We start from the raw sequence: 25,850 nt of genomic DNA, 5'->3' as shown, positions 1-25,850 counted from the left end.
TGGTTCCTTATTGTTCTTGTTCAGGATTGTTCTTGCTCGGGTCGCCCCTGTCCGGAATGGTTCGCGCCCGCGGTCAACGAACCGCGGGCGTCGGCTCAAGCCGGATCAGATATCGGAGCCCGGCACGTTGCGCGCCGAGCCGTTGCGCCGATCCGACTCGCCCCAGGCCAGCCAGTGCGACGGCTTGCGGGTGTCGCCGACCCGTTGCCAGCGCCCTTCCTGTTGCGCGGTGACGGGGAAGCCGCCAACGAAGTCGATCATCTCGCCCCTGGGGTCGGGCAGGAATTCCCACTCTTCCTCTCCTTCGATGACGATCCGCGCCGACTCCAGGAAGTAGCTGCCGTCCTTGTGTCTGGTCTGCCCCTCGATATCGGTGGTCACGCGCACTTCGCCCTTGTCGTTGCTGAAGATCGCGTAACCCAGGTGATCATGGCCGACCATGAAGGAGCCTGCCTCCCAGCTACCGTCCTCGTACAGGTTGGCGAACGACCACCAGATCACGTGCTTGTTGTTGTTGACCACCAGATCCTTCTGGAAGTGGATCGCGCCCCCCTCGGCCATGTAGAACTGGTCGAGCGCCATCGCGCCCCTCACCGGCCGTCCCTCGCAGACACCGGACAGCTCCCACAGCTGCGAGACGTAGAAGGTGCCCCACTCCACGCCGGGCAAATACCACTGCAGGCCCGGGCCAAGCAGGCGACCTTCCAGCTGGAACAGGCCATCTTCGCGCCAGGTCAGGCGCTCGCTGTTGGCGGTGATTTCCCAGCCGTTACCCGCTTCGCCGGGCTGGTTGGTCCAGCGCACCGTGTCGCCTTCCAGGGTCTGTACCGGTAGTGGCGTCAGCGCCTGGCGGGCCATCTTCTCGTGGTCCATGCGCAGGTTGACGCCATCCACATGGTTGTTCAGGTAGTAGAACTTGGTCGGGTTGGGCGTACCGCCCGGGGCCATCAGCGAGCGCACGAAGGAATAGATGTTGCCGTCCTCGTCGCGCACCGAACCGAATGGCGAGCTTTTGCTCAGGCGCAGACCGAAAAAGCCACGGCTGCCGGCCATCGCCGCGCCGGTCACCTTGTGTGGGCCGACCAGTTGCTGGAAACCGAAGTCGCCGCGCTCGGGAATCGTCTTGAACGTTCTCATGGCATTCGTCTCTTGTCGTTGTTGTCGAAAGGTTCGCGAGGCGTTACCGGGTTCAGTCCCAGATCACCGGGAGCGTGGAAACGCCGCGCAACTGCGCGCCCTCGATGACGGGCGCGGGCTGCGACGGATCCAGGCGGATATTGGGGAACAGGTCGAGGATGGCGTTGATCGAGCAATTGATCTCGACCTTGGCGATAAACTGGCCGATGCACATATGCGGGCCGAAACCGAAGCCGAAGGACGGCTTGAGCTTGCGGTCGATGTCAAACACATCGGGGTTCTCGAAGGCATCCGGATCACGGTTGGCAGATACCACCATGCACTGCACGAAGGAGCCCTTGGGAATCTTCACGCCATGGAACTCGACGTCCTTGGCTGTCTCGCGCACCTTGAAGGTGGCCACCGGCTCGTAGCGGGTGGTTTCGTCCATCAGCTTGGGAATCAGCGAGCGATCGGCCTTGACCCGCTCCAACAGGCCCGGGGTGGTGAGCAGCATGGCCATCACCGAGCCGAACATACGTGTGGTGGTTTCACCGGCGGCGGGCAGCAGCGAACGGGTGAAGGTGATGACTTCATGGTCGTCCAGGGTCCGCCCTTCGTATTCGGCACGCAGCAGGCGGCCAACCACGTCATCGCCATGGCTGCCCTCGGCGCGGCGTTGCACCACCACGCCCTGGATGGCGTCGTACAGGCCCTTGACCGCGATACCGGCCTGCTTGCGCGCCTCGGCCATCTTCGCCGGGTCGATCTGGTTGCCCCCGACCATGGCCAGCGCCCAGGCGGCGTATTGCTTGTACTTGGAGGGGTCATCGGTGGGGAAGCCCATTAGCGCGTACATGATGCGAATCGGCAGTTCCAGGCCGAACTCCATCAGGTCGGCTTTCTTCTGCGGCACCAGCGGCTTTAGGTATTCCTCGCGGATCGCCTCATCGATCTGCCCGCGCCACTTGTTCACGCTCTCGGGCATGAAGGCCGGTTGCAGCAGCGCGCGCACCTTACGGTGCGCCTCGCCGTCCATGGCCAGGATCACCAGGCCGTCGAAGAAGGCGCCGAGGCCTTCGGCAATGAACCCGCTGGTGTAGGTGTTGCCGTCGCGCAGCACGGCCATCACGTCCTGGTACTTGAACAGGGCGAAGGTCGGCCGAGTTCCCTGCTGGATACCGGCGTTGGTCGGTACGCCGAACTGGGTGATGAAGTCGCCCTCGTAGATCGGTGACTTCAGGAGCTGCTCGCGGCACACCTCATGGATGTCCAGATCGGTGCCACGGTAGGTCTCGGAAACGGCGGTGTAGTTATTCTTGAGGTCTAGGGCGGAGGCGGTGCTGGTACTCATCGGATTCAACCACTCTGTGGAATTGTTGTTGTCGGAAGTCGAGTGACGCCGGTACGCAGACCGGCCATCAGGCTGGCGGAAGCGCGTGCCCCGTTGCGGTTTTCATTTGGAAACACGCCGGTTCGCTCGCCCAACCGCAAGTAAAGGTATCCTTTCGGAGACACCGATCTGGGATACTAACGGGCTGCCTTTTTTCTGCGGCCCGATTCGTTTTACCCAGGGTCAAACGAAGTGCATCGACCATTGCCGTGATAAGGAGAAAAGGGTGAACCCTGCCGAGCAGAACGAACCAGGAAAACGCAACACACTCCGCCGCCTGATCGAGGCCGCACGCCTGGAGTTCGCTGACAAGGGCCTCGCCGGCGTACGCATGGAGGAGCTTGCCCGCGAAGCGGGGATCACCAAGCAACTGATCTATCACTACTACGGTTCCAAGGAGGGACTGTTCGTCGCCGTGCTGGACGAATGCTCCGAACGGGTCATGTCCGAGCTGGTGGCACTGGATGTCGACTCGCTGCCTCCCAGGCAAGCCATGCGCGCGATGCTCAACCACTTCTTCGACCAGTACCGTCATGACCCGCTGCTCGGCGCCCTGGCCCTGGAAGGCATCCACTACCACGATACCCACCAGACGCCGCGCAACCGCTTCCTCGAACTGACGCCGACGCTGATCGACAAGCTCGACGGCATCCTGCGCCGCGGCGCCGTGGCCGGTGACTTCAAGACCGACATCAACCCCCGGCTGTTTCTCGCCACCGCCGCGCTGGTGACCACCGGCTGGTTCACCAACCGCTATTCGATGTCGGCATTGGCCGGCCTGGACACTGTCTCGGAAGAAGGGATGAGCACCTGGCGCCAGTACTCGGTGGATTTCATCCTGGCGAGCATTGGGCAGAACCAGAACGACCACAGCGACTGAGGCCGCAGCGGTCGCTCCATTCGATGCCAGCTGTTACTTACCTGCTTTCGCCAGGTAGCGCTTCACCCGGCCGGCCGCCAGCCGCCCAGCCATGCCGTTGACGCCGCCGCCCGGGTGAATGCCGGCACTGCCCAGGTACAGCCCTTCGATCGGCAGCGTGTCGCCACCCAGCCCGTAGGCCGGGCGCATGGCGCTGGAACGCATGGACGTGGTATCGATATGCACCACGCAACCGTTCACCGTGTTCAGGCGAGCGGTGAAATCCGGCGCCGCCTCGATCCAGCGACCGATCACATGCCCCTGGATGCCCTCCACGTATTCGGACAACTGCTCGACCACCTGATCGGCCACCCGCTCCCTGAGCGCGTCCCAGCCTTCGCGCGGGGCGACCGGCATCACCGGCGGATAGATGTAGAGCACGTCCTGGCCCGGCGGCGACTGCGAGGGATCCACCGAGTTGGGCGCAACCATGGTGATGTACGGTAGGCGCGGTACTTCGCCACGGGCGCTGGCGGCGAAGTTCTCCAGCACCGCCTCTTCCGTGCCGATCATCAGGCAGGCTTTGCGCAAATCGACGCCGTCACCCCTGGCCGCCTCGAAGCGCGGCACGGAGATCTGCCCGTCGAGCGCTAGGTCGACCTTGAGCGGCCCCGAGCCCCTGGCGTTGGCCGGCGCCAGGGCGATACGGGCCAGCAGGTTTCTCGGCATTTCACCGGCGCTGACCATCTCCAGCGCCACTTTGGGGTGACAACCGGCAATGACCGCGCGCGCCGTAAATTCACGCCCGTCGGCCAGCCGGACGCCGCGAACCTTGCCCTGACTGGCAAGGATTTCTTCGACGCGGGCCGAGGTCATGACCTGGCCGCCCAGTTCTTCCAGGCGCGCACGCATGGCATTGCTGAGCTGCTGCATGCCACCGATGACCCGGCCGACGCCGAAGCGATGGAGGAACCCCAGCAAGGCATAGTAGATGCCGCCGCCGTCGGCACTGATGTCACCCGCCAGACCGGTCAGCGCGCACATCGCGGAGATGGTCACCGGATGCTCGAAGCGCTCGCGCGCGGCCTGGTGCGCGGAACCGGTCATCAGCGCCATCAGCTCGGGCTTGTGATTGCGCCGCTTGAGTGCGGTTCCCACCAGCTTCAGCTTGGTCATCAGGTTAGTGCGTGCCGGATCGACTCGCATCATCGGCAGGGCGATGTCGAGAAACAGGTCGATGACCTTCATGAATTCGAGGAACGCCTCGGCATCTCTGGGACTGTAACGGCGAATTTCCGCAGCGGTCTGCTGGCGATCACGCCAGAACACCAGCGAGGTGCCATCCGGGTGCAGGTAAACGTAGCCCGGCGACAGCTCGATCGACTTGAAACCGTGCCGTTCGAGTTCCAGCTCACGGGGTACGTGGGCATGCACGCGCATGGACATCATGTCCATGGCGCAGGGGTGCACCAGGTGCTGTGGCGCCTCGGGGATCAGGTAGCCCGATGAAGCCATGCCGCCGACCTTGTCCAGCGCTTCGAGCACCAGTACCTTCTTGCCATCCATCCCTAGATAGCAACCAGCCGACAGACCGTTGGTGCCACCACCCACGATAATTACATCGAAATCCGTGTTGTCATTTTTCATGGTTTGATTGTTCTTGTTCATTGCTGTTGTGAGTAAGCGCCAGGCGGCCTGACAATCTCTCGCTGGGACGCTTTACCGCTTGCCAGAAAGCTAGGGCCCTGCCTTCAGCAGGAAGGCAACGCTAGCAACAACCTCTTGGCAGCGGTTGTTCATCGTTTTACCGGCAGTAAAACGACTCCCCAGCGTTCCCTGCGACGCACGACACAGCTCTCGCCGGCATCACCCTCGGTGACCACGAATAAAGTTTTAAAGGGAATGGCCGATGAAATCGCAACGACCGAAGAGATACGCTTGGTCTCTCCAGACACTGACATGCTCACCCAGGTCCATTCGGATCGCTGCGGAGTGAGCATCAGCTCCTGGGTGCAGGACCTAGCCGGCTCTACCGGCCCGGCTTCGCCTACATGCTATTGCGGCCCATCTGGGCGAACAGTTTACGCATCGCGACTAGTGACGGAGTGTGGCTACTGAAGCCGCCATCGGCCACCAGGGTACTGCCAGTGATGAACGACGATTCGTCGGAGGCGAGGAAAGCCACCACGTCCGCGATTTGCCGTGGGGTACCTAACTCGGGCGTGCAGTGGTTGTCACGCATGATTTCCAGCAGGGCCTCAGGCAATGGGTGCTGCGGCGCAAGACCAATCTGCACAGCGTTGCCGCGAATCCCTTGCTTGCCGTACTGCGCGGCAACCAGTTTGGGCAGCATCAGCAACGCCGCCTTGGAGGTGGCGTAACCAGTCAGCGACATATCTCCCTGCACCCCCAGACCAGAGGTGGCAAAAATAATCGAGCCGCCAGCTTGCTCCAGCATCACCGGGACGACGTGTTTGGTACATAGCACCGCTCCACGCAGGTTGACAGCGATGGCCCGGTCGAAAGCGCCCATGTCGAGATTCGCCAGGTCGCAATCGCGCTGCCGCTGCTCGGCATTGAGCACCGCAGCATTGTTATGCAGCACGTCAATGCGACCGAAATGGTCTTTGACCTGGCCAACCATGGCGTGGACATCCTCTTCCGACGAAACATCGGTACGGATGCCCAACGCCTCGTGACCAGAAGATCGCAAGGAAGCCGCCACTTCCACAGCAGCCTCTCCATTGATGTCGACTAAGGCGACAGAGGCACCATGGGAGGCTAATACCCGCGCGCATTCGGCCCCCAGTCCGCCACCGGCGCCGGTGACAATCGCAACACGTCCAGACAGTTTTCCCATAGTGGTCATGACCTTGTTCTCCACCCCACTTTCAACTCGTTCCCATTACTCACCGGTGAAGCGCGGTTCGCGCCGCTCGGCAAATGCCAGTGCGGCCTCGCGCCGATCCTTGGTTGGTGCCAGGAGCGCGAACAGGTCCAACTCAAGATCAAGCCCGCGCTTGATGTCCAGCTCCAACGCAGCCCGCGCGGCCTGCTTGACGTATGCCGAAGCGGCCGGCGGCTTGGCAGCTATCAGCCGAGCAAGTGCTGCGACCTCATCAAGCCAGTTGGACTCGTCGCTCGCCAGGCGAGTGACCAGGCCAATTCGGCGTGCCTCATCGGCTCTCACGCGCTCGCCAGTCAACAACAGATCCATGGCCAAGCCCGGAGCCACGACTCGCGCCAGGCGCTGGGTTCCACCGCCGCCAGGGATGAGTCCCAGTCCGGTTTCCGGCAGGGCGAACACTGCATTCGGTGCAGCAAATCGGATATCACAGGCTAGAGCCAACTCGAGCCCTCCCCCCATGCAGTACCCATGAATGGCGGCTATCACCGGCTTGCAGATGCCGTCCAGGGACTCGATCCAGCGCGAACGCTCCATACGTTGGCGAACCTGTATGGCCGACTCTTCACCACGTTTTTCCTTGATGTCCGCCCCAGCACAAAAGCCTCGTTCACCCTCACCGCGAATCAGGATGACCCGCACCTGCGGGTCGGATTCCAGCAGCCCTAGGGCCTTCGGTACACCAAGGCGGATATCGTCGTTGATCGCATTGATCTGCCCGGGTCGGGTCAGCACGATCCAGCCCAGAGCGGAATCTCGTTCGACGCGGACAGACTCATTGATCAACAGCGGATCCAATGCATCCGAACCGGAGGTCATACACTCACCTCCTCGAACTCGAACACTTGGCCGTCCAGCTCCCTAGGATCGACCTTGATCAGCGGCCGGCCACCAACTGCCTCGCTCGACTCGATCCACCGGAAAGCTGTACCCCGCGCACGCAGATCTTCGGCCTTGGCTGCCAGGTCGTTGACGCCGATACGGATGTAGTACGGGCCCGGGCCCCAATTGTTCAAGTAGTGGCCGGCATCGGTGTTCCATTGAGTTGCCTCAAGCACATCGAGGGTCGCACTGTTGGCAACAGTAAAGCCCATGCGCGCACGTCGGTAACCTTCCTCTCGCAGTTGTTCCACCGGACCACTGGGTTCCCAGTCAAGGTTAGTGGACACCTTGCGCAAGGTCTCGTCCAAGTCACGCACCAGGAAGCCGCGAGCAGTCACCCGCACCATACTGCCGGGCGCTAGATCGCGAGGTTGTGCCGGCGGCAGGGTGTAGGTTTCCGCCGGCATCTGCAGCGGTTCGGTCTCCATGATCTCGATGCATAGACCACCGTCGACCGAGGGCTGGTAATACGGCCGCTCCGGCGTGGCGCCGAGCCACAGGCGATCAAATGGCATCTCCGGCGTGCGCTGTGCCATGCGGAACGGCAGGCGGCGGCGCATCAGCTTATCTACCAGCACAACGAACTTCTCGCGATGCAGAGCCAGGACGATGGAGTGGGTAATCATCGGCCGGTGATGCCCCTGATAGTCCTTGAGGCTTTCCAGGAAATCGTGGAACAACGGGTCTCCGGGATTCGGCTTGTCGAGGTGCCACTGCGGCTCAATGCGCGTCGGCGCTACCGCCAGGGATTTGTGCACCCTCAGAAAATGCGCGATGTAGGGATGGTTGTCGAACGCCTGCCGCCACCGCTCATGCTTATAGATACCAAGCTTGTCTACCAACTTCTCGGCCATCCCGTCAGGATCCGGCACCATCATGTCGGCGCTCATCAACAATTCGAACATGCGATTTTCCTCTTGTCGTCGGCTAGGCACGGCGGAATGCCACTGAGCATCCGCCCCTGCGGACTGGATTGATCAATGGGCGGTAGCAGCCTGGGTATTCGCGTCTGTACCTTTCCCGAGAGAGACAGGCGCTGTGCTACCAGCCACTTGGGGCTCCGCGGGACGTGCTTTGGGGTTGAGCAGGAAGTGGGACAGGGCCGGGATGAGGACAAGGGCACCGAGCATGTTCCAGAGGAACATAAAGGTCAGCAGGACGCCCATGTCAGCCTGGAACTTGATGGGTGACCAGGCCCAGGTAACGACCCCCGCCGCCATGGTCAAACCGATCAGGGCAACCACTCTGCCGGTAAAGTCGAGGGAGCGCCGATAAGCCACGATCAAGCTGCCACCACGCTCCTGCACCGCCAACTGCACACTGAGCAGATACAGGGCATAGTCGACGCCGACGCCCACGCCCACGGCGATGACCGGTAAGGTCGCTACCTTCAGGCCAATGCCCAGCCACACCATCAAAGCCTTGCAGATGATGGTCGTCATCAGCAACGGTATCAGCGCTACCAGCGTGGCGCGCCAGCTACGGAAGGTGAGTAGGCAAAGTAGAGCCGTGGCGCCGTATACCGCCAGGTACATGGTGACGATGCCCCGCTCCACCTCGATATTGGTAGCAGCCTCGATACCGGCGTTACCGGCAGCAAGGAGGAACTCGACCGGTTGCTCTCCAGTGCTGACGTTATTCTGTTTGGCGAACTCCTCGGCAACCCGCAGCACGCGAGTGAGCGTGTCAGCCTTGTGATCAGCCAGGTAGGCGATCAGCGGTGTAACCGAACATTTCTGGTTGGTGATTCCCGGTGCGGAGATCATCGCCGAATCGACCGAGGAGTTGGTGATTGCCTGGTCGCGACTGATGGTCAGCCACTTGCCACTACCTTCAGCCATGCCCGCAGTGAAGAAACGGACGGTCTCGGCCAGCGAACTGGTGGTCTGCACTCCCTCAGTCTGGCGCAACTGCCAAGCCAGCCGGTCCATGGTCTGCAACGGCTGGTAAAGGCGGCAGTTGTCCTCATTGGTCTTCATGATCACCACGAACTGGTCGCTAGACAGCCCATAGTTAGCGGTGATGAATGCGTTGTCCCGGTTGTAGCGCGAGTCTGGCCGCAACTCCGGCGCCCCAGGGTCAAGGTCACCGACCTTGAGGTGAAGCATGACCACACTGCAGGCTGCGGTAACGATAACGGACAAGGCGATCACGCCGATCGACCAGGGACGCTCGGTGAAACGGTCAAGACCATGCCAGATATGGCCGAGGAATCCGCGGTTAGACTCCCCGGCGCGATCCTTCTCAATGGCGATCCGTGCAGCCTTCTGACTTACCCCGAGATAAGACAGCGCTACGGGGATCAGCAGCAATTTGGTGAAGATCAGCACAGCCACACCGATACTAGTGGTCAAGGCCAGGTCGCGAATTACCGGGATGTCGATGATCACCAGGACGGCGAAGCCGACGATATTACACAGCAACGCTGTCAACCCGGTCAGGAACAAACGGCGGAAGGTGTAACGGGCAGCGATGTACTTATGTGTGCCACGTCCGATGTCCTGGAGAATGCCGTTCATCTTCTGCGTGCCATGGGAAATCCCTATGGCGAAGATCAGGAACGGCACCAGGATCGAGTAAGGATCCAGTTCGTAGCCGAGTAACTCCATCAGGCCAAGCAGCCAGATTACGCCAGCCACGGCGATGCCAACCAGCAGCAAAGTGCTGCGCAGGCAGCGGGTATAGAAGTAGACGAAGACTGCGGCGATGATCACCGACGCGCCGAAGAACAGCATGACCGCATAGAGGCCATCGATCAGATCACCGACCAGTTTGCTGAAGCCAACGATATGGATACCAATCGACTCGCTCTCCATCGACCGTAACTGGTTCTCCAACTGGCTGGAGAACTCACGGTAGTTCAGCGGCTGGCCAGTCTGGGGATTGGTTTCCAATAAGGGGGCGACAATCATGCTGGATCGATTGTCGTTGGCCACCAGGCTTCCCAAGATGCCTGCGCGCGCGATATTGCGCCGAAGCTTGTCGATGGACGTCGGGCTACCGTTGTAATCGGCAGGCATCACCGCACCGCCGTCGATACCCTCCTCGGTGACCTCCTTCCAGCGCACGATCGGCATCCACAGAGATTTCATCCAGGACCGATCGACCCCAGGAATCAGGTATAGGGTGTCATTCACCTTCTGCAGTGCGGTCAGGTAGTCATGGTCGTAGATATCTCCCTGCTTGTTCTCCACCACGATCCGCACGCTGTTACCGAGCCCCGGCAACTCGCTCTTGTAGGCAAGATAATTTTTGATGTACGGGCTGGTGCTAGGAATCATCTTTTCGAAGCTGGCATTGACCTGCAAGCGAGTCGCATGGAAACCCAGCACCAGGGTGGCAACAAGGCATACCAGCAACACCAGGATGCGATTGTTGAAGATCACTCGCTCGAGATACCCGCCGGAGGTCATGTCGAAATCCCGAAGGTTAGGGATCACCGGCATTCCACTGTTGTACTTCTGCTCGACCATTTCTACGCTCTCTCTGGAGGGTAAGCCGCTGGTTTATTTCGCCGTAGCGATCTGCACTACCCGTGCGCCGGCATAGGTAGCAACAAGCAAGTGGCCATCCTGTCCAGTTCGGCTCGCCGCATAAACTTCGCTGGAGCGCATCGGCTCGAGGGGCCGCACCAGCAATGAACTCGGTTCGAGTACCGCCAACCGCCCGCTCTGGCTGACCAGCACCAGCGAACCCGCTTCTTCAACCAGGCCCACCACACTGCTGTCCAATCCGGCTTCCACCTTGCGCCAGTCCCGGCCATCATCCTGGCTGGCATACAGATTTCCGCGCAGGCCATAGGCAAGCAGCAAGCCATCATGCGCGGCAACACCAAAGAAGGTTCCGCCATAGGGCGTCTCGACTCTAACGAAGCGCTGCGACTCGGCGTCCAAGCGCATCAGTAGCCCTTGCTCACCACAGGCGTAAAACTGACCGTGGTGTTGGGCAAGACCATAGAGATGCATCCGCCGCTCGTTATCTGCGCGCTCAATCCAGGGCTCCCAGGTGGCTCCTGCATCTTCGCTGCGCAGCATGAGTCCGAAAGCGCCGACTACAAAGCCGGTACCCTTGTCATCGAAGGAGACATCGAGCAACGGGGTGGGCAAGACATCCGGTGTCGCAGAGGTTTTCATTGCTAGGTCAATTTCACGCAGCAAGTCGCCAGCCTGCTGATCTCCGGCTTTCTCTGCTCGCGAGTAGTACTCGCGCAGCAACACAAGCACCTGTCTTCCATCCAGGCGTACCTGCCAGCTCCGACCACCGTCACCGCTGTGCAATAGCAAAGCGTCGTGGCCGACAATCCAGCCATTCTTCGGATCGGTGAAGCGTACTTGCACCAGGTCGCTGGAAACTGGACTGGGAACCTGGCTCCAATTCTGGCCATAGTCTTCCGAGCGCAGGATCACACCATGTGGACCGACACCGAGCAGTGCCTCGCCCGAGTAGGTCACAGCAACCATTGGAGGGCGTATATGGGGGCTTATCTTCAGAGCAGGCTTGCTCAGGACGTCATGCCCGACAACCGTCGCCGCACCAGCAAACGACGAAGCGGACAGCAACAGAGAGGTCGAAGCCACAGCCAACAGTACCTGCCGGCGAACTTGCCATCTGCCAGTCAGCAGGCGGTGCATCGAGTGGATCAGGTCACGGCAAGGGCTTGTCATTGTTATTTTCCTCAACCACCGGGCGCGTCCGGCCAAAGCAACCACACCGGCGCGCCCATTTCTTGTCATCTGCCCACGCAAGCAATATCGCGCAGGCTCACAGTCAACGCTGAGTGACGCGGGAAACGATCGCCTCCGGGTTCATCTGACGTTCCGAATAGGGCACATCGGTGAAGCGATAACCACCTTTAAGCGCATCGTTCAGCAGTGCCCACATCCCCTTGTTGAAGTCGTACACGACGTTTTTAACGTTGTACGGGATGTTCTTGTCGTAGATCTGCACGCCACTGAGGAAGATCGACCGGTACAGTGCACCGCTCTTGTCCCAGGCGTCGTAAAGGCCGATGCCGAAGGTATCTTCGTCGAGGTAGTAGGTACGCTTGCTGTAGACGTGGCGCATGCCCGGCTTGAGCGTGGCTTCGACCACCCAGACACGGTGCAGCTCCCAGCGCTCGCAAGCGGGGTTGGCGTGACTCTTGAGGAATTGCTCGTCCTGCTTGCAACCGAAGTAGAACTTGTAGGCGTTATAGGGAATGTACATTTCCTTACGGCCTACCAGTTTGTAGTCGAAGCGGTCCTGGCTACCAGAGAACATCTGCAGTTCATCGAACAAAGTCACTCCACCCTGGCTAGCTACAGGAGTGTCGAAGTTGAACTCAGGAGCCAACTTGACCCGGCGCTGCCCTGGGGTGTAGCTGAAGGAACGGCGCGGCTTGGATTCCGGATCGAGGTAATCGTTGAGGACGATCACCTCTCCCGCCCGCCGCGCGGGGAAGTTGTTCAGCGAATACACCCTGGCGTACATCATCGGATCGCGATCAGCCTGGCTGGTCTGGTAGAACGGCGTTTCTTCGAAGGTCGCCTGCTCAGCGGTCTTAGTCACTTGGCCATTCGTATCTATCACCCAGCTATTGGAAGAGCTGGTGGTGGAATAGCCCGGACCAATCTTGTAGCGCAGTTGCTGATTCCACATCACCTCGTTGCCGTTCTTCGGGATAGGGAACGGCAGGCCGCCACGACAGGCAGGGTCGACCGCTAGGCCATCCTTTTGCACCTGGCAGCCGGTGGCATTGCGTAGTGTGGCGTTTACCACTGCGTCGGGATAGGCGGTTGTCCGATGGCTTGGGTAGATATCCATGTACCAGGTATCAGGATTGCGCTTGAGGAGGGCCTTTTGTCCCTCACTGAGCTTGTCCGCGTACTTGTCGGCATTCGCAGCAGTGATGCGGAACAGGGGTTTCTCATCCTTGAAGGGATCGACCCAGAATCCACTGTCCGGCTGGAACCCAGGCGGGGCCTTCTTCAGCCCCCCCTCATAGGCAGGGATGGTGCCATCGGCATTACCAGCTTTGATCGCCCCCCAGGGCGTCAGGTCCTTGCCAAGTTCAGCGGCCTCCTGCTGGCTCACTGCAGCCAGTACCGGCAAAGAGAGTCCACTAAAGGCAAGGGCTAAGGCGAGTCGAAGTTTCATGACCAGTCTCCGTTCTTGGAATTATTAAAAGGAGGTTTTGTAGGTGAAGACCAACCAACCACGGTCGGTCCCGCCAACGTTACCGTTGCCATTGACCATCCGCTCGCCATTGGCATTCAGGGAGTTCTTCTCCTGCGCGGATACGTCGGCATAGCGCAGGCTGAATTCATGTTCCTGGCGGTAGGTCATCTTGGCACCGACCGACCATGAAAGCGCGCCCTCACTGCCACCGCCTGCGCTGGCGGCATTGCCATGCAGGCCATAGTTAATGGTCAGCGGCACATCAAGGGTCCACGATGGCAGGATTTCGACATATTGCGGGGTGTAGTTCACCGCCACTGCATAGTAGTCACGGGTAGAGCAACCATCGGATTTGTCCCCCTTACCACCGGTTTGAACATCTACGCAGTTGTAGCCTTCTCCCTTGTACAGCTCCTCGTGCTCCGTCACCTTATCCAAATGGCTGTAAGCGAACTCAGTAACCAGCGTTGCGTTATCGGCGATGAAGTTACGCGGCACACCGTACACGGCGTTGGCCACGAAGTGGATGGTGTCGCCACGCGGCCCCTCGTCGTCCAGCAGGCTAACCCCCGTAGCATTGAGCGCCCCATCCTTGCGATAGGACAGCTCAGCACCTACTGCAGCGCTGCCGATAGCCCGGGAAGCACTGACCCCCAGCAACTTGACATCCCGCGGATAAACCAGTCGATATTGGCGATGAGCAGCATCCACCTGTGGCGATAGCCAGGGTTGGTAATCGTCGAACTGGCGATAGTAAGCACCGAAAGTAGTTTCGATAGCCTCGACATTTAGCTTGGCCATCACTCCCCAGTTCTCGCCATCGCGCCCACGCTTAGAAGACGCATGATTGAGATTGAAGCCTGGAGCCGCAGGCAACCTGTCAGGGCCTTCGAAGAAGGGGTCGGCTGCGCCGAAGTAGGTTCCACCGTACGGGAAGCGGGTGTTATCCCACTCGTAGAAATACTGACCGGCAATGGAGAGGTTGTCGGTGACTTGGGCTTTCGCCGAAATCTGCCCGATCGGCAGGAATACCTCTTTAGTCTCAATACCTGGACTGGTCACTGCTTTCATGCCATCGGTAGGTGCCTGGGAATAAGACACTGCATGGGCGCCGAACAGTAGCCCCTCCCCCCAGTAGTTGGTGTGCCGGCCAACCTTGACGTTGACGGGCGTCTGCCCCAACTGAAAGTTGCTCCACACAAAGGCATCCAGGATTTCACCGGAGGGGCCGAGTGCATAACGTTTGGTTTCGGAACTGTATCGATCCCGGTTGTAACTGGTCGAATAGCCCGGGACGTTACTCTTCACGTCAGTATCGTGGTAGGCATCGTCGTACCAGGCCGCGGCGCTCAGGCGTGCGCCGTACTGATCGCGGAAGGAGAGGTCAATCTCACTGAGCAAATCAAGGCGATTGGTGACGATATCGCCTTTGTCGAACTTGCCATCGGACTCGTCGTAGTTCGGGTTGTTCATGATCTTGTGATCCTGCCCCTCAGTCCGAACCCCGAGGTTGTACCGCACGGTGTTGTCCCAGCGCAGTCGCAGGTCGGGGTTACCGACATCGATATCCATCGCCATCACGCCACCGACCTGCCCCATTACAGCCAAGGCCAGACCGCTGAGAACGAGGGACTTGCGCCCAGACATCTTCATTGCCATCGCGTTCATCTCAGATCCTTTTATTTTTATTTTCAAACACTTAGGAGCGGAATCGCACTACTGCCCCTACCGGCCTCGCCTGAGCCCCTCGGCAATTTATGTACAACAATCGCAGAAACGTTCCATCAAACCTATCAGCACCCTAGCCGACTACTGCAAAAAATTCCATATGCAGATTTCAATTCTATACTCAGAATAATACACGCGCACTGAGCTCCCTGCTTAGAGGCGCCCCACGCTCCCGGAATACACGCAGCTTGGCCCCATATGGGACCTTCACAGACGCCGGGCCAGGCAGAGTGCGAGAGGCGAACACAAAATAAACACAACGAGTTTTTTTGTTCAATATTTTCTTTAAAAAACCCGCTCCCTAGGATTTAATGCGGCTCAACAGGCTGGCATCCATCGGATACCTTCGGCCATCGGCAACAACAGGAGACTCCATGCACATCGACCTCAGAGGTAAACGAGTCATCGTGACCGGCGCGTCGCGAGGCATTGGTAAGGCAATCGCCCAAGCATTTGCCGACGAAGGCGCGAAAGTGGCTATTTGCGCCCGCACCTTGGAAGCTGTGACGAGCGCTGGCCAGGAACTGCAAAGAACCGCGCAGGCCGTCATTGCTCGTGCCGTCGATGTCACCGATACAACGAGAGTCAAGGCATTTGTCACCGAGGTGGCCGAGACCTGGGGCGGAGTGGACGTCCTGGTCAACAATGCAGGTCAAGGCAAAGGCGGCAACCTGGACACCCTGACGCCAGAGGCCATCCTCGAACACGCCAATATCCTGCAGATGGGTCACTATCGTTTCGTCCAGGCAGTGGTTCCATACATGCGCGCTCAGCACTGGGGACGGATCATAGAAATCAACGCCCTCGCCGGGAGCGTGCCCACCCCGGACGGCATCCCCTCGGTGATCAATCGAGCCTCCTGCATCGCCCTCTCGCGCTCACTGGGCATGTCCCTGGCGCGAGACAACATCCTCGTCAACAGCCTGAACATGGGCTGGATCGACACCGGGCAGTGGGAGCGCCATTACAAGGAGATGCCACCAGGCGTAAGCCGCGAGGAGTTCAACGAGATGGTACTCAAGGTGGTTCCACTCGGCCGCTTCGGCAAGCCTGAGGACGTCGCCGGCATGGCTCTGTTCCTGGCCAGTGAGTACGCTGCGTTCATCAGCGCCGCGTCCATCGATATCAGCGGCGGCATGGGTGGGCAGATAGCCTATTTCCCGACTCTCAAGCGCGATTTCGTCGAAACAGCCCGGAAGCGCAACGAACAAGCCTGAGAGAACCGATTCCCGCCTCAAACGAAAGGAGCAGAACAACATGACCCAGGCGATCTACGACATCCCTCTCAAGAGCATCGAAGGCGATGCCCTGACGCTCAAGCGCTTCAAGGGTAAGGTACTGCTGGTGGTGAACGTTGCTTCGAAGTGCGGGCTCACCCCCCAGTATGCTGGTCTGGAAAAGCTCTACGAGGACAAGGGTGCGGCCGGGCTCGAGATCCTGGGCTTTCCAGCAAATGACTTCAAGGAACAGGAGCCCGGCAGCGACGAGGAAATCAAGGCATTCTGCGAACTGAACTACGCCGTCCGGTTCACCCTGTTCTCCAAGATCGCGGTGACCGGCGAAAACCGCCATCCCCTGTATCGGCTGCTGACGGAGGCACAACCACACACCGTTGGCGAAGGTCCGATGCGTGAACGTCTCAAAGGCTATGGCATAGAAGCCGGGCCGATTCCCGCGGTACTGTGGAACTTCGAGAAGTTCCTGGTCAGCCGTGACGGACAGGTGGTTGGCCGCTTCGCCCCGGATGTGGCGACGGACGATCCGCGTCTACTTCAGGCCATCGAAATCGAGCTGAACAAGCACTAGAAACTGCCCCTGATCGCACGCATCGAGCCGAGGCGGGCTGTGCACTCCCTCTCGGCCGATGTCTACCAGCGCGTTTAGGAAGCACATGCCATGATCAGGAACTGCCGGAATGCCTGGGCGGGCTCCGGTAGGTCGGCGTCGGGATGCCAAACCAATCCGAGTTCCATGGGCGGAATGGCATCGGCTAATGGACGCGCCTCGATTTTCTTGCCCTCCAGGGACCAGGCGCGATAAAGCATGTCGGACAGGATGGCGACGCCAAAACCGTGCGCCACTAGACCACGCAGGGCTTCCATCGAAGAGGTGCGGAACGCCACCTGTGGCGCTAGCCCCTGCGCCTCCCAGTAACGGTTAGTCGAGACATCCCCCTCGTCCACTGTGGCCAGAATATAGGCGTGCCCGGCGACATCCTCGAGAGTGACGGAGCTCGCCGTCATCAGAGGATGCTGGCTAGCAAGCCAGAGCTGGCGCCGAGAACGGATCAGTACATGATGCTCGAAGCGGGACAGGTCCTGACTGTTGGAGGTGATCGCCAACCCCAGGTCAAGGCAACCGTCGGCCACTGCAGCCTCGATGCTCGAACGGTCCATGTCGATGAGGTTGATTTCCACTTGAGGGTAACTGCGCTTGAAGCGCGCCAAAAGCGCCGGTAGGAAGTAGCCTAGCACCGTGTAAGACGCCCCGACCCTCACGACTCCCTGCATCGAATGACCGAGCAACAGCGGCTCACTGAGGGCATCCTGCAGGGTATCTAGAATATGTCGGGCATGCAGGGCAAACTTGTGTCCCTCGGCAGTCAGTGCCACTCCATAAGGTAAGCGCTCGAACAAACTAGCCCCCAACGTTTCCTCAAGCTGCAGGACGGCCGCAGTGATTGCCGATTGCGATACATGCACCTTGAGTGCGGCCTGGGAGAACTGGCCGGCGTCAGCTGCCGCTACGAAGTAACGGAGTTGCCGCATGGAGATGTCCTTGCCTTTTACCATCTGCTTTCCGATACCCGCCCCATATTTTTACGAATCGCCTTCGTGATCGCGCTGGTTAGAGTTGGGCTTAGACGAAAACACCGCCGTGCCCGGTGTTCCTGCAACCGTTCACCTTTCAGTTGCTAGCCAACAGGCATTTGCTGATCGAGCAGGTCGCCTATGGTGCCGGCTTCCAGAATGCCGCTGCTTTCACCGCAGCCTTTCGCATCGAAGCCGGATTGATAGCAGAGGAGTTCCGTCGCCAGCGCAACAATTACAGCCCCTCTTAGCGGAGCGGCAGTACAGTCCGCTCCGCACCCCAGCAAGCATTAGGCTTCTTAACGCCAGGATGCGGATCGCGGTACCCAAACAGCTCAGCGTTTGATGCGTGCAGTGATCTTCGCGTGCGGGCCGGCCGCTTGTGCTGCCCAGGCTTCAGCGGCCTGGTCCAGGGTGTAGTCCATATAGTCAATCCAAATATCCTGCTCCTTAGCGATCTTCAGGAGACGCCGCCAGATCTGCTCACGCTCGATCGGTGGACGCTGACCGGTGCCTATACAAGACAACGAGCGAAACAGCAGGTCGGCAATGTCCAGGTTGACCTGCCGCCCCGCCCCGGTACCGATAGTCATAATCCGCGCCCCCCAGTTGGTGGCCTTCAGGGCGGTGAGCAGCGGTTGGCCACAGACCAGATCGAGGACCACATCGAACCCACCGTCGGCGGCATCCTTAAGTGCGGTCACGTCGTCCGCCCTCCCCAGAGTTACCACCTCATCAGCTATACCGCGTGATTTCAGGCCCAACAGGGCTTGCTCCGAGCGTGCGGCACCCACCACTTTACCCGCCCCCATACCACGCGCCAGTTGTAAAGCGATCTGACCCAGGGTACCGGTGGCACCCAGGATGAGCACTTTCTCGCCCTTCTGGATCTCGGCTTTCTCCAACGGCACTATGGCCCCAGTAGCGGCGATGCCCATGCTGATGGCGGTCTTGTCGTCGACGTCGTCCGGTACCTCCCACACCTCGGGAGCAGGTACCAGGGTACGCTCGGCCCAGGCCCCGAATGGCGCTACCGAGCGCTCACCAAAATACACGCGGCGGCCATCGCTAGCGTGCCCCACGCCCTCTCCACGAATCACGCAGGGATACTCAACCCCTAGGCGGTAGGCACCGAGCACATCCCAGCCACCGAGACCGGCGGTGTCGACGTCGATCAGGACCGCGCCGTCCTGCAACTCGGGCTCACAGAAATCACCCACCAACGGTAGGGCATTGCGTTCGGAAATCACAGCAGCACGCATACAGCCTCCTTCTTGTTTTTCTACACGAACTCAGAAGCAGACTAATTGAACATATTTTAGTAATTTGTCCATAAAATTTTCCGTGCACTACGCCGCCCCTGCCTGAAGTGTGGATACCCCCTGCGTCAGCAACAACAACGGGCCGATCAGGAAGCAGGCGAACTAGAAGCGTGGCTATCACTGATCAGGAACAACAAGGCAAACAGCAAGGGCGCGGCAGCAGCGCCAGCGGTAACCAGCCCCAGGTACACGCCGAACAAGCGAGCGTAATCACGCATGCCAAAGTATCCGCTGCGATGTCGAACGCCGCGCCGGCGCCAATCGGGTATCGCCGAAACGCAGAAATCCATTACCGAAAGGCACAGACGAAACCAAGGTATTAGATTTTCAGATACCTGTAAGTAATTTTTATCACTCAACAAAAAATGAACACTAACCAATACTTCGTTCAATAAAATGCGATACGTCCTGGCGCGGTCGCAACGACAAGAACCATTGGAGGTTAGCCGTGAGCACACCACTCTCCCTGGAAGACAAGTACGCCCAGAAGACCGGAAAGGCCCTTATGACAGGGATCCAGGCACTGGTCCGGCTACCGTTGATGCAACGCCAGCGCGACCTCGACAACGGCCTCGACACAGCAGGCTTTATCTCCGGCTATCGCGGTTCCCCCCTCGGTGGCTTCGACCAGGCGCTGTGGAAAGCCCGCGACCACCTCAAGCAGCACCAGGTATTGTTCCAGCCGGGGGTCAATGAAGACCTCGCGGCCACCTCGCTGTGGGGTACCCAGCAGGTCAACCTGTTCCCCGGCGCCAAGCACGACGGCGTGTTTGGCATCTGGTACGGCAAGGGCCCCGGCGTGGATCGCTGCGGTGATGTGTTCCGCCACGCCAATGCCGCCGGTACCTCACGCTTCGGCGGCGTGCTGGCCATTGCCGGCGATGACCATGGCGCCCGCTCGTCCTCGCTTCCGCATCAGACCGAACACATTTTCAAGGCCGTGATGATGCCGGTGCTGGCACCGTCCGGCGTACAGGAGTACCTCGACTATGGTCTGCACGGATTCGCCATGTCGCGTTACTCCGGGTGCTGGGTAGCGCTCAAGGCGGTGGCCGACACCGTAGAAAGCGCGGCTATCGTCGACCTTGACATCAATCGCGTGAAGCCAGTCATTCCCGATTTCGCCCTGCCTGAAGGCGGCCTCAATATCCGCTGGCCAGACCCTCCGCTGGCCCAGGAACAGCGCTTGCTGGAGCACAAACTCTACGCAGCAGCCGCCTATGCCCGAGCCAACGGCCTCAACCGAGTGACTCTGGACTCGAGTCGGGCACGCATCGGCATCATCACCTCCGGCAAGTCCTATCTGGATGTGTGCCAGGCGCTGGACATCCTCGGAATCGACCAGGAGCAGGCCGAGCGGATCGGCCTGCGAGTCTACAAGGTCGGCATGGTCTGGCCGCTGGAGGCAGAGGGGGTGCGCCAGTTCGCCGAAGGGCTGGAAGAGATCGTAGTGGTCGAGGAAAAGCGCCACATGATCGAGTACCAGCTCAAGGAGGAGCTGTACAACTGGCGCGAAGATGTGCGCCCGCGCATCGTCGGCAAGTTCGACGACAAGGGCGAATGGAGCCTGCCGCACACCGATTGGCTGCTGCCGGCAATCAACGACCTGACGCCAGCGCAGATCGCCCGCGCCTTGGCCAAGCGCATCTTGCGTTTGCACCCGCACGGTTCGCTACAGATGCACCTGGCGGTGCTAGATGCCCAACTCGGTTGCAAGCAGCAATTGAGCAACCTGATGGAGCGGGTACCGCACTACTGCTCCGGATGTCCTCACAACTCCTCGACTAAAGTACCAGAAGGCAGCCGAGCTCTGGCAGGCATCGGCTGCCATTACATGGCGGCTTGGATCTATCCGCGCACCGAGACCTTCAGCCAGATGGGCGGCGAAGGCGTGGCCTGGGTCGGCCAGGCGCCATTCACAGAAACCCGCCACGTGTTCGCCAATCTCGGCGATGGCACCTATTTCCACTCTGGCCTGCTAGCCATCCGTGCAGCCGTGGCGGCCAAAGTATCGATCACCTACAAAATCCTCTACAACGATGCTGTGGCGATGACCGGAGGGCAACCGGTGGACGGCAGCTTGAGCGTGGCGCAGATCTCCCGCCAACTCGCCGCCGAAGGCGTTCAGCGAATCGTGGTGGTCAGCGACGATCCGGACAGATACCAGGAAGTACACGACCTAGCAGCCGGGGTACCGGTCCTACGCCGCGACCTGATGGAAGAAGTACAGAAGCAGTTGCGTGAGTTTCCCGGTGTCTCCGCGATCATCTATGACCAAACCTGTGCTGCCGAGAAGCGCCGCCGTCGCAAGCGCGGCAAATTTCCCGATCCGGCGCGTCGGGTGGTGATCAACGAGGCGGTTTGCGAAGGCTGCGGCGATTGCAGTAATAAGTCCAACTGCATGTCGGTAGTCGCAGTGGAGACCGAGTTCGGTAGCAAGCGAGCGATTGACCAGTCGTCCTGCAACAAAGACTTCACCTGCCTCTCTGGATTTTGCCCAAGCTTTGTCACCGTCGAAGGCGGCCGGCTGCGCAAGCCCAAAGCGCTGGTGCAGAGCGCCGGGGATGTCTGGGAGCTTCCCCAGCCGCTGCTGCCCGACCTCGGACAGCCCTACAGCATCTTAGTCACCGGCGTCGGTGGTACCGGCGTAGTCACCATCGGCGCCCTCCTGGGTATGGCAGCCTTCATCGAGGGCAAGGGCGTGCTGAACCTGGACATGGCCGGGATGGCGCAGAAAGGTGGCGCGGTTTGGTCACACATCCGCATCGCCGCTCGCCAGGAACAACTGTTCGCCCCCCGCATCGCAGAGGGCGAGGCCAGCCTGTTGCTGGGCTGCGACCTGGTGGTAAGCGCCAACACAGAGACCCTGGCCAAGCTACGCCAGGGCGTTAGTCACGCTCTGATCAACAGCGAGGAAAACATCACCAGCGCCTTCGTCCGCACCTTCTCCCGCCAGGCAGAATCCGGTGACCTGCTGGAAAACCCCGACCCGCGCTTCCGCAGTCCCGAAATGGCCGCACAGATCAACGAAGCAGTCGGCGCGGAGCGGGCGGAATTCGTCGATGCCAGCGCCATCGCTACCGCTCTGATGGGCGACTCCATCGCCACCAATACCTTCATGCTCGGCTATGCCTACCAGAAAGGCTGGTTGCCGGTGGGGGAGACGGCCTTGCTGGAGGCCATCGAACTTAACGGCACGGCGGTTGAGTTCAATCGTACTGCCTTCGTTTGGGGCCGCCGCTCCGCAGCTGACTCACAACGAGTACACCAGTTGCTCGCAGCGGGCAGAGTCCAGAGCAGCGACCGGCAATTGTCGCAGACCCTGGACGAGATCGTTGCCCGGCGCACCGAGATACTGACCGATTATCAAGACGCAGCCTATGCCGAGCGCTACCGCAAGCGCGTCGAACGCTTCAGCGTCGCGGAAAGCACCCTCAATGGCCAGCCCGGCGCCCTCACCGAGGCAGTGGCGCGCAATTACTTCAAGGCACTCGCGATCAAGGACGAGTATGAAGTGGCCCGTCTATTCGCCAACGACGAGTTCATTCGTAAGATCGAGGCAACCTTCGAAGGTGATTACCACCTGAACTTCCATCTGGCTCCGCCACTGCTCAACAAGACCGCACCGGGCGTGGAAGCGGCCAAGCGCAGCTTCGGCCCCTGGATGCTCAAAGGCTTACGCCTGCTCAGTCGTTTCCGTCGCCTGCGTAACACCTGGCTCGACCCCTTCGCCCGCACCCATGAGCGCAAGGTCGAGCGCGCATGGCTGGAAAGCTACGAGGCGATCCTCGACGAAGTGCTGGCCCGATTCACTGCCGACAACCTCGCCACCGCCTTGGAACTAGCTCGATTGCCGGATGCCGTACGCGGCTATGGCCCGGTCAAGGAGCGCTATCTAGCCCACGCCGAAACGCGCAAGACACAATTGCTAGCCCGGTTGCGTGGTGAAGCACAGTTCCACGACGCCACTCAGCCAACTGGCATGAGTGCACTCATCCAAGTCACCCAGCTGTGACCACGACGAGAGCTCGAGCCGGAGCCAGTTTTATGCGGAGAGATAGCATGCAAGACGTCGTCGTCGCCGATCGTACTGCCATCGGTGCCATCCAGGACAGCCTGGCCGACTTCAGTGCAGTCAAACTAGGCAGCGCCGTAATCCGCACCCTGCTAGAAAAAACAGACGTGGCTCCAACCTACTTAGATGAAGTGACTCTCGGCCAGGTGCTTTCCGAGAGCTGCGGACAGAATCCGGCACGCCGGGCGGCAATCACCGCCGGGCTGCCTTATATCGTGCCCGTCCGTGAGTAAGCTGTGCGGGTCAAGTCTGAGACTGTCGCCACGGCGGCCCCAGACGATCCGCTGCCGTGATGGGAGTGATGGGTGTTGTCCGCTCCCAGCCAGCCGCAAATACCTGGAAAAGGCCAGCTGGGAATTGGCCGATCTCGACCTGATAGAAGCCGACGAAGCCTTCGCCGCGCAGGCTCTTTCAGTTGGCAGGAAGCCGGGTTGGGATATCGACAAAGTCAATGTCAATGATGGGGACATCGCTCTTGGCTACCCGATCGGCCTTTCCGGCAGCCAGGTACTGGTTACCCTCCTGTGCGAAATGAACCGCCGCGATACCAGGAAGGGCCTTGCCACATTGTACATCGGTGGAGGCCTGGAGCTTGCCTTGACGCTGCATCGAGATTAATCGTGAAATTAGCCATATCGACTGCCGAGTCCGACTGCCCAGCCGCCGAATCGATGCTATATCGGCACGGGGAACACGCAAAGCCGCAACAGGTCGAACAGACTAGCTCTCACGAAAGACTTCGCCGAGTGGCACTCCAGTTGTTCGTCGAGCAAGGCTTCCAGAGCGTCAGCTTGCGCCAGCTCGCCAATGCTCTCGGCATGCAGGCCGGATCGCTATACAACCACATGGACAGCAAGCAGGCATTGCTGTTCGAGCTGATTGAAGAGCATGAATCAGATCTACTGGACACACTCAGGGCAGAAGATCCGAATAACGCCAGCGGCTTGCAGCGCCTACGGCAATATATCCATTCACACGTGCACTTCAGTCTTGCTCATCACGGCAGGCAGATATTATCTCGCCTAGAACTCCGCCAGCTCACTAACGAGCAAAAGAGCGCGATAATGGCGATTCGGCTGTCTCAGATTGAGCATCTTAGGGGAATCTTAAAGCAAATGTCGAGCCAGTACGCTAGGGATGAGGGAAAACTGACGGTGGTCGTTCGTAGTGTAATGGCCATTCTTGACGATTATCCGGAATGGCGCTTACCAAGCTGCCGACTCGACACGTTGGTCGAATTACTGCCGCAAATTGCAGTAATGGGTATTACATACGAGCAATTTCAAAAATGAGTACTGCCGGCGCATGGCGTATCTAGCCTCCCCAAGACGGATGTACCACGTGCAGTCTTCATAGGGGGCTAAGCAAAGAAAATTGGCCGATTCAGCTTATTCTGGAAAACCACCTCGCTTGAGAGCCTATATCCCTAATGATCAGTCAGATAGAAACATCTGAAGAAAGCGGGAAAATTCGGAGAACTCTTTCTCACTGAATCTCGATAGCCGAGAATTCAGCAAAGGAACTATGAACTCTGTCCCTCTGTCAGCTATTCGCTCCCCCTTCGTAGTGAGGTGCAGGACGATCACTCGACGGTCCTCGGTACTCCGGATGCGACAAACGAGTCCCTTGCTCTCGAGCCGGTCGAGCATTCGCGAAACCGAACCAGTATCGATACAGAAGAGCTTGGATAACGCCGCCGAGGTAATCGCCTCACCTCGGCGTAGAGTTAACAGCACGCCCATTTGCTGCCCAGTAACCCCCAGTTCCTTCAGGGCAGCATCCGCCTCACACGAGACAATGTTCCGCGCCTTGACCAACATGAAACCTATATTCTGGCCAGGAACGAAGTTCTTATTTGAATAATGCACCATCAGTTTGCCACCTTATCTAACAAATCCATCTGATCGAAAAGACTGGAAGCTGTCATTTCTCGCCATGGGGCATTGCTGGCAGACAGCATTAGGAGCCCTAAAATAATGAACGAAATGCAAAATACTGTTCAAGTTTATCGCAATGAACAATCGATGACATCATGCGTAACGCTGCCCATACCTGACGACGTGCCGGTGGAGCATCCCAAGGTGCAGGAACTGCGCGATCTGGTTCTGTGGTCGGAAGGCCAGGTGTGGTGCTCGCCGGAGCGACATGGCGCCATGTCTGCGGTGTTCAAGGCGCAGATCGACTGGATTCCCCTGGCGCTCGGCGCCGTGCGCCCACCCAGGGCAAGACGCTCGCTGTGATGCAGGTCTGCGGCGGCTCGCAGTCGTTCAACGTGGTCAACCAGCTGCGCGTGCTCGGCCGCTGGATGCGCATGTTCACCATCCCCAACCAGTCCTCGGTGCCCAAGGCTTACCGGGAGTTCGACGACGAGGGACGCATGAAGCCTTCGGCGTACTACGACCGTGTGGTGGACGTGATGGAGGAACTGGTGAAGTTCACCCTACTGCTGCGCGATCGCCAGGACTTCCTCGTGGATCGTTATTCGGAGCGCAAGGAAAGCGCCGAGCAGCTTTCCGCCCGCGTGAATCAGCGCTCGATCTGAGGTCGCCATGCCCATCGAAATCAGACAAGCACGCCCTGAAGATACGCCGTCAGGCGCGCCTG

General features: G+C 59.6%; 20 protein-coding genes and 2 pseudogenes. 8 read left to right on the top strand and 14 right to left on the bottom strand.

Annotation, left to right across the window (positions count from 1 at the left end; translation table 11 throughout):
- Positions 1-105: 105 nt before the first annotated feature.
- Positions 106-1,137: a hypothetical protein gene (locus tag P3W75_RS15780; RefSeq protein WP_116825774.1), complete on the bottom strand. Its 1,032-nt coding sequence runs from the start codon at positions 1,135-1,137 to the stop codon at positions 106-108.
- Between the two features lie 52 nt (positions 1,138-1,189).
- Positions 1,190-2,470: a cytochrome P450 gene (locus P3W75_RS15775; protein WP_033970185.1), complete on the bottom strand. Its 1,281-nt coding sequence runs from the start codon at positions 2,468-2,470 to the stop codon at positions 1,190-1,192.
- A 265-nt stretch (positions 2,471-2,735) separates the two neighbouring features.
- On the opposite strand from P3W75_RS15775, the gene P3W75_RS15770 reads away from it, so the two are divergent.
- Entirely contained in the window at positions 2,736-3,389 is a 654-nt protein-coding gene (locus P3W75_RS15770; protein ID WP_033970184.1) for a TetR/AcrR family transcriptional regulator, read from the top strand.
- Between the two features lie 33 nt (positions 3,390-3,422).
- Here the strand turns inward: P3W75_RS15770 and P3W75_RS15765 are convergent, their stop codons facing one another.
- The 8 genes from P3W75_RS15765 to P3W75_RS15730 form a co-directional block, all read right to left on the bottom strand.
- Positions 3,423-5,036, bottom strand: coding sequence for a phytoene desaturase family protein (locus P3W75_RS15765; RefSeq protein ID WP_043158253.1), 1,614 nt, complete (start codon positions 5,034-5,036; stop codon positions 3,423-3,425).
- A 379-nt stretch (positions 5,037-5,415) separates the two neighbouring features.
- Positions 5,416-6,237 carry an SDR family NAD(P)-dependent oxidoreductase gene (locus P3W75_RS15760; protein ID WP_033970178.1) on the bottom strand — a complete coding sequence of 274 codons (822 nt, stop codon included), beginning with the start codon at positions 6,235-6,237 and terminating at the stop codon, positions 5,416-5,418.
- Positions 6,238-6,273: 36 nt separating this feature from the next.
- Positions 6,274-7,092 (bottom strand): enoyl-CoA hydratase/isomerase family protein, encoded by an 819-nt coding sequence (locus P3W75_RS15755; RefSeq protein WP_043158251.1) that lies wholly within the window; start codon positions 7,090-7,092, stop codon positions 6,274-6,276.
- Positions 7,089-8,060 carry a lactoylglutathione lyase gene (locus P3W75_RS15750; RefSeq protein ID WP_033970176.1) on the bottom strand — a complete coding sequence of 324 codons (972 nt, stop codon included), beginning with the start codon at positions 8,058-8,060 and terminating at the stop codon, positions 7,089-7,091. The genes P3W75_RS15755 and P3W75_RS15750 overlap by 4 nt, the downstream gene beginning before the upstream one ends.
- Before the next feature lie 72 nt (positions 8,061-8,132).
- The gene (locus tag P3W75_RS15745) at positions 8,133-10,628 is read right to left on the bottom strand and encodes an efflux RND transporter permease subunit (protein WP_043158250.1); all 2,496 of its coding nucleotides are present in this window, start codon (positions 10,626-10,628) and stop codon (positions 8,133-8,135) included.
- A 33-nt stretch (positions 10,629-10,661) separates the two neighbouring features.
- A complete protein-coding gene (locus P3W75_RS15740; RefSeq protein WP_235565025.1) occupies positions 10,662-11,786 on the bottom strand; it encodes a WD40/YVTN/BNR-like repeat-containing protein in 1,125 nt (374 codons plus the stop codon).
- Positions 11,787-11,922: 136 nt separating this feature from the next.
- Complete coding sequence (locus P3W75_RS15735; RefSeq protein WP_033970172.1) at positions 11,923-13,290, bottom strand: DUF1329 domain-containing protein; 1,368 nt, start codon at positions 13,288-13,290, stop codon at positions 11,923-11,925.
- A gap of 24 nt (positions 13,291-13,314) precedes the next feature.
- Positions 13,315-14,979 carry a DUF1302 domain-containing protein gene (locus tag P3W75_RS15730; RefSeq protein ID WP_101509490.1) on the bottom strand — a complete coding sequence of 555 codons (1,665 nt, stop codon included), beginning with the start codon at positions 14,977-14,979 and terminating at the stop codon, positions 13,315-13,317.
- Between the two features lie 434 nt (positions 14,980-15,413).
- Here P3W75_RS15730 and P3W75_RS15725 point away from each other — a divergent pair, with 434 nt between their 5' ends.
- Complete coding sequence (locus P3W75_RS15725; RefSeq protein WP_033970170.1) at positions 15,414-16,256, top strand: SDR family oxidoreductase; 843 nt, start codon at positions 15,414-15,416, stop codon at positions 16,254-16,256.
- 40 nt (positions 16,257-16,296) lie between these two features.
- A complete protein-coding gene (locus P3W75_RS15720) occupies positions 16,297-16,845 on the top strand; it encodes a glutathione peroxidase (protein ID WP_033970166.1) in 549 nt (182 codons plus the stop codon).
- A 74-nt stretch (positions 16,846-16,919) separates the two neighbouring features.
- On the opposite strand, the gene P3W75_RS15715 is transcribed toward P3W75_RS15720, so the two are convergent.
- Positions 16,920-17,831 carry a LysR family transcriptional regulator gene (locus P3W75_RS15715; protein WP_033970164.1) on the bottom strand — a complete coding sequence of 304 codons (912 nt, stop codon included), beginning with the start codon at positions 17,829-17,831 and terminating at the stop codon, positions 16,920-16,922.
- A 92-nt stretch (positions 17,832-17,923) separates the two neighbouring features.
- On the opposite strand from P3W75_RS15715, the gene P3W75_RS15710 reads away from it, so the two are divergent.
- Positions 17,924-18,100 (top strand): hypothetical protein, encoded by a 177-nt coding sequence (locus P3W75_RS15710; RefSeq protein WP_231278156.1) that lies wholly within the window; start codon positions 17,924-17,926, stop codon positions 18,098-18,100.
- Positions 18,101-18,184: 84 nt separating this feature from the next.
- Here P3W75_RS15710 and P3W75_RS15705 read toward each other — a convergent pair whose 3' ends face one another.
- Together P3W75_RS15705 and P3W75_RS15700 are read right to left on the bottom strand one after the other, a co-directional pair.
- A complete protein-coding gene (locus P3W75_RS15705; RefSeq protein ID WP_033970162.1) occupies positions 18,185-19,111 on the bottom strand; it encodes a quinone oxidoreductase family protein in 927 nt (308 codons plus the stop codon).
- A 146-nt stretch (positions 19,112-19,257) separates the two neighbouring features.
- Entirely contained in the window at positions 19,258-19,563 is a 306-nt protein-coding gene (locus tag P3W75_RS15700; RefSeq protein WP_231278154.1) for a hypothetical protein, read from the bottom strand.
- Between the two features lie 56 nt (positions 19,564-19,619).
- Between P3W75_RS15700 and P3W75_RS15695 the strand changes: the two genes are divergently transcribed.
- The 3 genes and pseudogenes from P3W75_RS15695 to P3W75_RS15685 all read left to right on the top strand — a co-directional run bounded on the left by P3W75_RS15695 (position 19,620) and on the right by P3W75_RS15685 (position 24,538).
- Positions 19,620-23,186, top strand: coding sequence for an indolepyruvate ferredoxin oxidoreductase family protein (locus tag P3W75_RS15695; protein WP_043158242.1), 3,567 nt, complete (start codon positions 19,620-19,622; stop codon positions 23,184-23,186).
- Between the two features lie 47 nt (positions 23,187-23,233).
- A pseudogene (locus tag P3W75_RS15690) lies at positions 23,234-23,864 on the top strand (hypothetical protein).
- A 128-nt stretch (positions 23,865-23,992) separates the two neighbouring features.
- Positions 23,993-24,538 (top strand): TetR/AcrR family transcriptional regulator, encoded by a 546-nt coding sequence (locus P3W75_RS15685; RefSeq protein ID WP_033970142.1) that lies wholly within the window; start codon positions 23,993-23,995, stop codon positions 24,536-24,538.
- A gap of 141 nt (positions 24,539-24,679) precedes the next feature.
- Here the strand turns inward: P3W75_RS15685 and P3W75_RS31905 are convergent, their stop codons facing one another.
- The gene (locus tag P3W75_RS31905) at positions 24,680-25,066 is read right to left on the bottom strand and encodes a MarR family winged helix-turn-helix transcriptional regulator (protein ID WP_350327885.1); all 387 of its coding nucleotides are present in this window, start codon (positions 25,064-25,066) and stop codon (positions 24,680-24,682) included.
- Positions 25,067-25,288: 222 nt separating this feature from the next.
- Between P3W75_RS31905 and arsH the strand changes: the two are divergent.
- Positions 25,289-25,788, top strand: a pseudogene (gene arsH, locus P3W75_RS15680) (arsenical resistance protein ArsH); the annotation flags it as partial.
- Positions 25,789-25,850 lie beyond the last annotated feature (62 nt).

Origin of the sequence: Pseudomonas citronellolis (genome assembly GCF_029335315.1) — a bacterium.
GTDB lineage: Bacteria > Pseudomonadota > Gammaproteobacteria > Pseudomonadales > Pseudomonadaceae > Pseudomonas > Pseudomonas citronellolis_A.
The sequence above is the reverse complement of the archived record's forward strand: the minus strand, read 5'-3'. Positions and strand labels throughout refer to the sequence as shown.

What these genes read in the sequence shown, in the direction of transcription:
- P3W75_RS15780 (WP_116825774.1), bottom strand. Translation starts at nt 1,137, where the DNA reads ATGAGAACGTTCAAGACGATTCCCGAGCGCGGCGACTTCGGTTTCCAG.
- P3W75_RS15775 (WP_033970185.1), bottom strand. Translation starts at nt 2,470, where the DNA reads ATGAGTACCAGCACCGCCTCCGCCCTAGACCTCAAGAATAACTACACC.
- P3W75_RS15765 (WP_043158253.1), bottom strand. Translation starts at nt 5,036, where the DNA reads ATGAACAAGAACAATCAAACCATGAAAAATGACAACACGGATTTCGAT.
- P3W75_RS15760 (WP_033970178.1), bottom strand. Translation starts at nt 6,237, where the DNA reads ATGACCACTATGGGAAAACTGTCTGGACGTGTTGCGATTGTCACCGGC.
- P3W75_RS15755 (WP_043158251.1), bottom strand. Translation starts at nt 7,092, where the DNA reads ATGACCTCCGGTTCGGATGCATTGGATCCGCTGTTGATCAATGAGTCT.
- P3W75_RS15750 (WP_033970176.1), bottom strand. Translation starts at nt 8,060, where the DNA reads ATGTTCGAATTGTTGATGAGCGCCGACATGATGGTGCCGGATCCTGAC.
- P3W75_RS15745 (WP_043158250.1), bottom strand. Translation starts at nt 10,628, where the DNA reads ATGGTCGAGCAGAAGTACAACAGTGGAATGCCGGTGATCCCTAACCTT.
- P3W75_RS15740 (WP_235565025.1), bottom strand. Translation starts at nt 11,786, where the DNA reads ATGCACCGCCTGCTGACTGGCAGATGGCAAGTTCGCCGGCAGGTACTG.
- P3W75_RS15735 (WP_033970172.1), bottom strand. Translation starts at nt 13,290, where the DNA reads ATGAAACTTCGACTCGCCTTAGCCCTTGCCTTTAGTGGACTCTCTTTG.
- P3W75_RS15730 (WP_101509490.1), bottom strand. Translation starts at nt 14,979, where the DNA reads ATGAACGCGATGGCAATGAAGATGTCTGGGCGCAAGTCCCTCGTTCTC.
- P3W75_RS15725 (WP_033970170.1), top strand. Translation starts at nt 15,414, where the DNA reads ATGCACATCGACCTCAGAGGTAAACGAGTCATCGTGACCGGCGCGTCG.
- P3W75_RS15720 (WP_033970166.1), top strand. Translation starts at nt 16,297, where the DNA reads ATGACCCAGGCGATCTACGACATCCCTCTCAAGAGCATCGAAGGCGAT.
- P3W75_RS15715 (WP_033970164.1), bottom strand. Translation starts at nt 17,831, where the DNA reads ATGGTAAAAGGCAAGGACATCTCCATGCGGCAACTCCGTTACTTCGTA.
- P3W75_RS15705 (WP_033970162.1), bottom strand. Translation starts at nt 19,111, where the DNA reads ATGCGTGCTGCTGTGATTTCCGAACGCAATGCCCTACCGTTGGTGGGT.
- P3W75_RS31905 (WP_350327885.1), bottom strand. Translation starts at nt 25,066, where the DNA reads ATGTTGGTCAAGGCGCGGAACATTGTCTCGTGTGAGGCGGATGCTGCC.